Annotated in this window: 2 protein-coding genes; both read left to right on the top strand. The window is 67.7% G+C overall.

Going from position 1 to position 1015, the window contains the following annotated elements; genetic code table 11:
- Nucleotides 1–437, top strand: a 437-nt coding sequence (locus tag IH50_RS0136860) for an alpha-glucosidase C-terminal domain-containing protein (protein ID WP_030873025.1), incomplete at its 5' end; no start/stop codon positions are given.
- Nucleotides 434–1015: alpha-amylase family glycosyl hydrolase (locus IH50_RS0136865; protein ID WP_030873028.1), on the top strand; the 582-nt coding region annotated here is incomplete at its 3' end. The genes IH50_RS0136860 and IH50_RS0136865, both read left to right, overlap by 4 nt.

The following is a 1015-nucleotide window of genomic DNA, read 5'->3' on the forward strand; positions in this document are numbered from 1 at the left end:
GCGAGAAGTACCAGCTCAAACACCGCGACTGGCGGACCGCCGAACGCGAGGGCCGCACCCTCACCCCCCTCATCACCAAGCTCAACACCATCCGCCGCGCACACCCCGCGCTCCACCGGCTCAGGAACCTCCGCTTCCACCGGACGGACAACGACTCCGTCATCGCGTACAGCAAGCGCAGTGGCTCCGACGCCGTGCTCGTGGTCGCCAACCTCGACCCGCATCACCCCCAGGAGGCCACGGTCTCGTTGGACATGCCGCAACTCGGCCTGGAGTGGCACGAGTCGGTACCGGTGCGCGACGAGCTCACCGGCGAGACCTACCACTGGGGCAGCACCAACTATGTGCGGCTGGAGCCGGGGCGGGCTCCCGCGCATGTCCTGCACGTACCGAGACCGCCCGCCGCACAGCGAAACGGAGGGCCAGGAACGTCATGACCGTGAACGAGCCGGTGCCGGACACCTTCGAGGACACTCCCGTCAAGGACCGGGACCCGGAGTGGTTCAAGCGTGCCGTCTTCTACGAGGTGCTCGTCCGCTCCTTCCAGGACAGCGACGGTGACGGCATCGGCGACCTGAAGGGTCTGACCGCCAAGCTGGACTATCTGCAGTGGCTGGGCGTGGACTGTCTCTGGCTGCCGCCCTTCTTCAAGTCGCCGCTGCGCGACGGCGGCTACGACGTGGCCGACTACACCGCCGTGCTCCCCGACTTCGGCGACCTCGCCGACTTCGTGGAGTTCGTCGACGCCGCCCACCAGCGCGGCATGCGCGTGATCATCGACTTCGTCATGAACCACACCGAGATCCTGGCGGCCCTGCGCTTCTGGCTGGACCTGGGCATCGACGGGTTCCGTCTTGACGCGGTGCCGTACCTCTACGCGGCCGAGGGCACCAACTGCGAGAACCTGCCCGCCTCGCACGCCTTCCTGAAGCGGGTGCGCAAGGAGATCGACACCCAGTACCCGGACACGGTGCTGCTGGCCGAGGCCAACCAGTGGCCCGAGGACGTCGTCGAC

The sequence above is a fragment of the Streptomyces sp. NRRL S-37 genome (assembly GCF_000721605.1).
Lineage (GTDB): Bacteria > Actinomycetota > Actinomycetes > Streptomycetales > Streptomycetaceae > Streptomyces.